This is a genomic window from Mycobacterium gordonae (assembly GCF_002101675.1).
GTDB classification, from domain to species: Bacteria; Actinomycetota; Actinomycetes; order Mycobacteriales; family Mycobacteriaceae; genus Mycobacterium; species Mycobacterium gordonae.
On sequence record NZ_LQOY01000257.1, the window covers coordinates 67,877 to 74,408 of the forward strand.

General features: G+C 66.4%; 6 protein-coding genes. 4 read left to right on the plus strand and 2 right to left on the minus strand.

Annotated features, from left to right (window positions below; genetic code table 11):
* Positions 1–344: 344 nt before the first annotated feature.
* Positions 345–1,157: a hydrogenase nickel incorporation protein HypB gene (gene hypB / locus AWC08_RS34325; protein WP_069435581.1), complete on the minus strand. Its 813-nt coding sequence runs from the start codon at positions 1,155–1,157 to the stop codon at positions 345–347.
* Between the two features lie 12 nt (positions 1,158–1,169).
* Entirely contained in the window at positions 1,170–1,511 is a 342-nt protein-coding gene (locus tag AWC08_RS34330; RefSeq protein WP_065134969.1) for a hydrogenase maturation nickel metallochaperone HypA, read from the minus strand.
* A 176-nt stretch (positions 1,512–1,687) separates the two neighbouring features.
* Between AWC08_RS34330 and hypF the strand changes: the two genes are divergently transcribed.
* The 4 genes from hypF to hypE are packed head-to-tail and all read left to right on the plus strand — an operon-like array spanning position 1,688 to position 6,405.
* Positions 1,688–3,997 carry a carbamoyltransferase HypF gene (gene hypF / locus AWC08_RS34335; protein WP_244906560.1) on the plus strand — a complete coding sequence of 770 codons (2,310 nt, stop codon included), beginning with the start codon at positions 1,688–1,690 and terminating at the stop codon, positions 3,995–3,997.
* Positions 3,970–4,245, plus strand: coding sequence for a HypC/HybG/HupF family hydrogenase formation chaperone (locus tag AWC08_RS34340; protein ID WP_065134970.1), 276 nt, complete (start codon positions 3,970–3,972; stop codon positions 4,243–4,245). Before hypF ends, AWC08_RS34340 begins: the two co-directional genes overlap by 28 nt.
* Positions 4,242–5,345 carry a hydrogenase formation protein HypD gene (gene hypD / locus AWC08_RS34345; protein ID WP_069435565.1) on the plus strand — a complete coding sequence of 368 codons (1,104 nt, stop codon included), beginning with the start codon at positions 4,242–4,244 and terminating at the stop codon, positions 5,343–5,345. The genes AWC08_RS34340 and hypD overlap by 4 nt, the downstream gene beginning before the upstream one ends.
* Positions 5,338–6,405: a hydrogenase expression/formation protein HypE gene (gene hypE, locus AWC08_RS34350; protein ID WP_069435566.1), complete on the plus strand. Its 1,068-nt coding sequence runs from the start codon at positions 5,338–5,340 to the stop codon at positions 6,403–6,405. Before hypD ends, hypE begins: the two co-directional genes overlap by 8 nt.
* Positions 6,406–6,532 lie beyond the last annotated feature (127 nt).

The following is a 6,532-nucleotide window of genomic DNA, read 5'->3' on the forward strand; positions in this document are numbered from 1 at the left end:
GAATTCTCCCGCGGCCCCGATCGGGGCATCGCTTTTGTCGGCGGAAACAATTCGAGCGGATGCCCGCATCCGAGAATTCGCTCCGCGCAATATCGTCGACAGGCTGGGATCTCAACCTATAGACAATCTACGCATATGCATGACAGCCCGCCACGTGAGCCGCTGGTGGTGCCCCTCATTTTCTCGGCGTTTTCGGCGTGCCACCTCCAACCCGCCGAGCACCCATGGTGAGTAAATGTTCTGCTTCCCAATGTCTTCCGGTGCCGGCCGCCGAATCTGGCCGGTACTTAAGCGCATTGCGCAGAAAACCTCGCCGTCGGGAATCTCACAGTGCCGGCCCTCGGCTACCGCCGGCGTGCCGACAATCCGGCGAACTGCCGTAGCCAATCGAACCACGTTGCCATGCCTTCGCCAGTGCGTGCGCTCACCGGCAGAATCGTGGCCGTCGAATTCACCTGCCGAACGTGGTCAATGTACGTGTCGACGTCCACGTCCAGATGCGGGACCAGGTCGATCTTGTTCAGCAGCACCACGTCGACCGACCGGAACATGACCGGGTATTTCAGCGGCTTGTCCTCGCCTTCGGTGACCGAGTAGACCATGGCCTTCGCGTGTTCGCCGACGTCGAATTCGGCCGGGCAGACCAGGTTGCCGACGTTCTCGATGATCACCAGATCGAGCTGAGGTAAGTCGAGTCCCTGCAGGGCGCGGTTCACCATCGGAGCATCCAGGTGACACTCGCCGCCGAACCCGTTGTTGGTGTTCAGCAGCGAAATCTGAGCGCCGCGCCCGCCCAGCTTGGCGGCGTCGAGGTCGGTGGCGATGTCGCCCTCGACGACCCCGACGGCCAGGTCGCCGGCGAGTTCGTCGAGGGTGGCGGCGAGCACCGTGGTCTTGCCGGAGCCCGGTGAGCTCATCAGGTTCAGGGCACGGATGCCGTTTCGCTCGAAGGCCGCGCGGTTGATGTCGGCGCGGGAATCGTTTTCGGCGAAGATCGACTCGAGGACCTCGATGCGTTGTGAACCGGTCGCATAGCCACTGTGGTCGCCGTGGTCGTGTTCGTGGTCGTGATGGTGGTCGTGGTCGTGGCCGTGGTCGTGCCCGTCGTGCTCATGGCTGTGCACCGTGCCGTCCTCGTGCCGGTGGAACCTACCCATCTGTTTGACCTTTCATGAGACCTCAACAGAGGTGACCAGGAATTCGTTGCCGCGAACCACCTCGACGTCGGCACTCTCGCACTCCGGGCAGCACACCGACCACCGGGACTCGATCTGCGAACGCTGTCCGCAGTCACGGCAGGCGACCTCGGCCGCCACGAATTCGAGTTCCAGTGCCGTGTCGACCATGGTGTCATCGAGGTGCTGACATACCAGCGACCAGCAGAATTCCAGCGATTCGGGAACCACCTGGCGTAGGGCGCCAACCTGTACCCGGACCACATCGACGTGCCGACCTGCCGCATGCGGCTTCACCACGCCCGCGATGGCATGGCAGAGCGACAATTCGTGCACTACACCATGCTGCCTTCTCGGAGTTATCGTTGTCGCGAAGATCGGGTGCGAAAAAACGCAGACTTTGTGTGCGAAATTGTGATTGTCGGCACATTTGGGCAGGTCTAGCCTGAGCGAGACCGCCCGTGCTGCCAGCCCTGTAGGCACGGGGGTCCATCGCTGCTCAGGAGGTTCGGGTGGGCAGTCGGAGTGGCACGGTGACAAGCGTGCGGTTGCGACTCGACATTGCGGGCGTGGTCCAAGGCGTCGGATTCCGCCCCGCCGTCGCGCGCATCGCCGCGCGGCACGGGCTGTCCGGCTGTGTCTACAACGATTCCGGGTCGGTGCATTGCGAATTGGAGGGACCCGCCGACGCGGTCGATGCCGCGGCGCTGGCCATCAGCACCGACCACCCGCCGATGGCTCGCATCGATTCCATCCGGACCACCCGGCTGGCGCCGGTTGGCGAGTCCGGTTTCCGGATCGTCGGCAGCCGCAGCGGCGACGACCGCCGCACGCTGGTGCCGCCGGACATCGCGATCTGCGCCGACTGCCTGCGTGAGCTGCACGACCCCGACGACCGCCGCTACGGCCATCCCTTCATCACCTGCACCAACTGCGGCCCGCGCTACACCGTAATCACCGACCTGCCGTACGACCGTCCCGCGACCACCATGGCGGACTTCCCGATGTGCGTGCGGTGCGCGGCGGAATACCGCGACCCGCTCGACCGCCGCTTCCATGCGCAGACCATCGCCTGCCCGCAGTGCGGGCCGAGGCTGCAGTGGCATGGCCCGGGGCGCGGTGATGATCCGCTGATGGCGGCCGCCGCTGCGATCGACGACGGCCTGATCGTCGCGGTGAAGGGCATCGGCGGTTTTCACCTGGCCTGTCGCGCCGACAGCGCTGCAGCGGTGTCTGAGTTGCGGCGACGGAAAACCCGGCCCGCCAAGCCATTTGCGGTGATGGTGCCCGATATCGCCGTGGCCGAACGTATTTGCTTTGTCGACGGCGAGGCGGCGAACCTGTTGCGGTCGCCGGCGGCGCCGATTGTGCTGTTGCCCGCCCGCGATGGTTCGGTGCAGGCAGCGGTGGCCCCGGGGCTGTCCGAAATCGGCGTGATGCTCGCGTATTCGCCGCTGCACCATCTGCTGTTCGACCGGCTGGGTCCGGTACCGCTGGTGATGACGTCGGCCAACAACGGTGGATCACCGATCGTCTTCCGCGATGCCGACCTGAGCTGGATCGACGGCCTGAGCGATGCGGTGCTCACGCACGACCGACCCATCCACGTGCCATGCGAGGACTCGGTGCTCGCTGTGGACGGCGATGGCGGTGTGGTGCCGATCCGGCGTTCCCGCGGCTATGCGCCACTGCCCGTCTCGGTACCCGCGATGACGATGCGCGCGCCGATCCTGGCCACCGGCGGCGACCTCAAGACCACGTTCTGTCTGATGTCTCCCGGCGGGCACGCGCACATGTCCTCACACCTGGGCGACATGGCCGACCTCCGCACCCAGGCATGTTTCGAATCCGCTCTCGACCATTTGTCTTTCATGACCGACAGCCGTCCTGGTCTGATCGCCTGCGACCTGCATCCGGCCTATGCGACCACCAACTGGGCGCGCCGGCAGGGCCGGCCGGTGGTGCAGATCCAGCACCACCATGCCCATGCGGTCTCGCTGCTGGCCGAGCACGGACGACTGGGCACACCGATGCTCGCGGTCGCTTTCGACGGCACCGGCTACGGCACCGACGGATCCATATGGGGCGGTGAGTTGCTGATCGTCACCGATCCGGCATCGTTCACCCGGGCCGGCCATGTCAAGCCGTTCGCATTGCCTGGGGGTGACGGGGCGGTGCGCCGCCCCGGCCGGATCGCGCTGGACCTGTTGCACCGATCCGGAATCCATTGGGCGCCATGGGTTCCCGCGGTCAACGGTCTGACCGACCGGGAGCGGCAGGTGCTTGCCCAGCAGATACCGCGCGGGATCGGTTGTGTCCCGACCAGCAGCATGGGCCGCCTGTTCGATGCGGTGGCCAGCCTGCTCGGTGTCTGCCAGGACGTGACCTACGAGGGCCAGGCGGCCGTCGAACTCGAGCACCTGGCCCGTCGCGGCCGGGCGGTGCCGCTGGAATTCGGCGTTTCCGCAGGCGTTTTGGACGCGGCGCCGTTGATTGTCGAGTTGATGTCGCTGCTGCGTTCCGGCACCCCCGCCGCCGACCTGGCCGCGGGTTTTCATGATGCGGTGATCGCGGCGACGGCGCAGGCCGTGTGTCAGGCCGCGGCGGGGATCGCCACCGTGGGGCTGACCGGTGGTGTGTTCGTCAACCGGTTGTTGCGTGAAGGCCTGCGCAACACGTTGATGGCTCAGGGTTTTGAAGTGCTGACGCATGCGGTACTGCCGTGCAACGACGGTGGTCTCGCGTTGGGTCAGGCCGTGATTGCGGCGCAGCAACAAGAAAGGGGGACCAGCGTATGTGTCTCGGAATTCCCGGCAAGGTAGTCGACACCTGGGACGAGGCGGGGACGCGGATGTGCACCGTGGACTTCGGCGGCACCACCAAGACGGTGTGCCTGGCGTACCTGCCCGATATGCAGGTGGGCGAATACACGATCGTGCACGCCGGATTCGCGATCACCCGACTCGACGAGGCCTCGGCGCAGGAGACGTTGCGGATGTTCGACGAACTCGGAGTGCTCGACGAGGAGTTGGCGGGCGACCAGGGGCAGAGCAGGAGGGAACCGGCATGAAGTACCTGGACGAGTTCCGCGACCCGACGGCCGCCCGCACGCTGGTCGACCACATCAAGAAACGTGCCACCAGGACCTGGACCATTATGGAAGTCTGTGGCGGACAGACCCATTCGATCATCCGCAACGGAATCGACCAGTTGTTGGACGGTGCGGTCGAATTCATCCACGGGCCGGGCTGCCCGGTCTGCGTCACACCGCTGGAGATGATCGATCGCGCCTTGGAGATCGCGGCGCGTGAGGACGTGATCTTCTGTTCGTTCGGGGACATGCTGCGGGTGCCCGGCAGCCACCACGACCTGTTCGGCGTCCGCGCCCGCGGCGGCGACGTCCGGATCGTCTACTCGCCGCTGGATGCGACCCGGGTAGCCGCCGACAACCCGGACAAAGAGGTGGTGTTCTTCGGGGTCGGCTTCGAAACCACCGCACCGGCCAACGCGATGGCGGTGGTGCATGCGCAGCGGCTCGGGCTGACCAACTTCTCGATGCTGGTCTCACATGTGCTGGTGCCGCCGGCCATGACCGCGATCCTGAGTTCGCCGACCAACCGGGTCGAGGGTTTCCTCGCGGCCGGGCACGTCTGCACGGTGATGGGCACCGGCGAATACGGCCCGCTCGTCGAGGAATTCGGCGTTCCCATTGTGGTGACCGGATTCGAACCGCTGGACCTGCTCGAGGGTGTCCGGCAGGTGGTGGACCTGCTCGAGGCCGGAACGCCGGAGTTGCGCAATGCCTATCCCCGCGCGGTGACCGCCGCGGGCAACACCGTGGCCCAGCAGACCCTCGCCGACGTCTTCGTGGTCACCGACCGGCAGTGGCGGGGTATCGGCATGATTCCCAAGTCCGGGTGGACCCTGTCGCCGCGCTATGCGCATTTCGATGCCGAGCTGAAGTTCGGAGTGGGACACCTTCGGGTGTCCGAGTCCGCGGAATGCCGCAGCGGGGAAGTGTTGCAGGGATTGCTCAAACCCAACGAATGCCCGGCGTTCGGGAAGACGTGCACCCCGCGGACGCCGCTGGGCGCGACCATGGTGTCCAGCGAAGGCGCCTGCGCGGCCTACTACCAGTTCCGGCGGTTGGAGGCGGCCGCGCATGCCTGAGCCACCGGTTGCGATCGATCCGGCGGACTGGGTGTGCCCGCTGCCGCTGCGCGAGACGAAACGCATCGTGCTGGGCCACGGCGGCGGCGGGGTGCTGTCCGAGGAACTGATCGAGAATCTGTTCCTGCCGGCGTTCGGCGGTGTGCCCGGCGCCGCCCGCGACTCGGCGCTGCTCGATATCACCGGCGGACGCATCGCGCTGACCACGGATTCCTATGTGGTGCAACCGCTTTTCTTCCCGGGCGGCAACATCGGTGACCTGGCAGTCAACGGCACCATCAACGATCTGGCTTGCAGCGGAGCCCGACCCGTCGGGCTGACGGCCGGGTTCATCCTCGAGGAGGGATTGGAACTCGATGTGCTCGGGGCCGTCGCCGAAACCATGGGCAAGGCCGCTGCGGCCGCCGGGGTCGGCATCGTCACCGGGGACACGAAGGTGGTGGCCAAGGGCAGCGCCGACGGTTTGTTCGTCAACACCGCGGGTGTCGGTGTGGTCCCGCCGGGGGTGCACGTCGGGCCCGAGCGGGCACGACCCGGCGACCATGTCCTCGTGTCCGGCAACCTTGGTGAACACGGGGTGGCAATCATGAGCGTGCGCGAAGGCATCGACTTCGGCACCGTCGTGACCACCGACAGCGCTCCACTGCACCTGTTGGTTGCGGCCATGCTCGACGTCGGCGGCGCCGCCGTGCACACACTGCGCGACCCCACCCGGGGCGGACTGGTGGCCTCCGTCGTCGAGATCGCGCGTGCCGCGTCGGTGGGCGTCGAACTGGACCTGTCCGCGATCCCTGTCCCCGAGACGGTGTCGTCGGCCTGCTCCTTCTTGGGGCTGGATCCGCTTCAGGTGGCCAACGAGGGCAAGATGGTGGCGTTCGTGGACCCGTCGCACAGTGAGGCGGTGTTGGAAGCGATGCGGGCCCGGCCGGAGGGTGCCGATGCGGCAATCATCGGCCGTGTCGTCGGCGAGCATCCCGGCATGGTGGTGGGCAAGACGCCGTTCGGCACCACGCAGGTCATCGAACGTCAACTGGGCGAGCAGCTTCCGCGCATCTGCTGAGCGCGTCCCGCGCTTTGGCGTCGAGTGCGAATCTCACGACCCGACACGCCGGCAGACTCAATCGGTCGCTGCAACACCTGACTGGTTGAGGGGTGTTGTTTGATGGGGTTTCGCAAGCAGGGCAGCA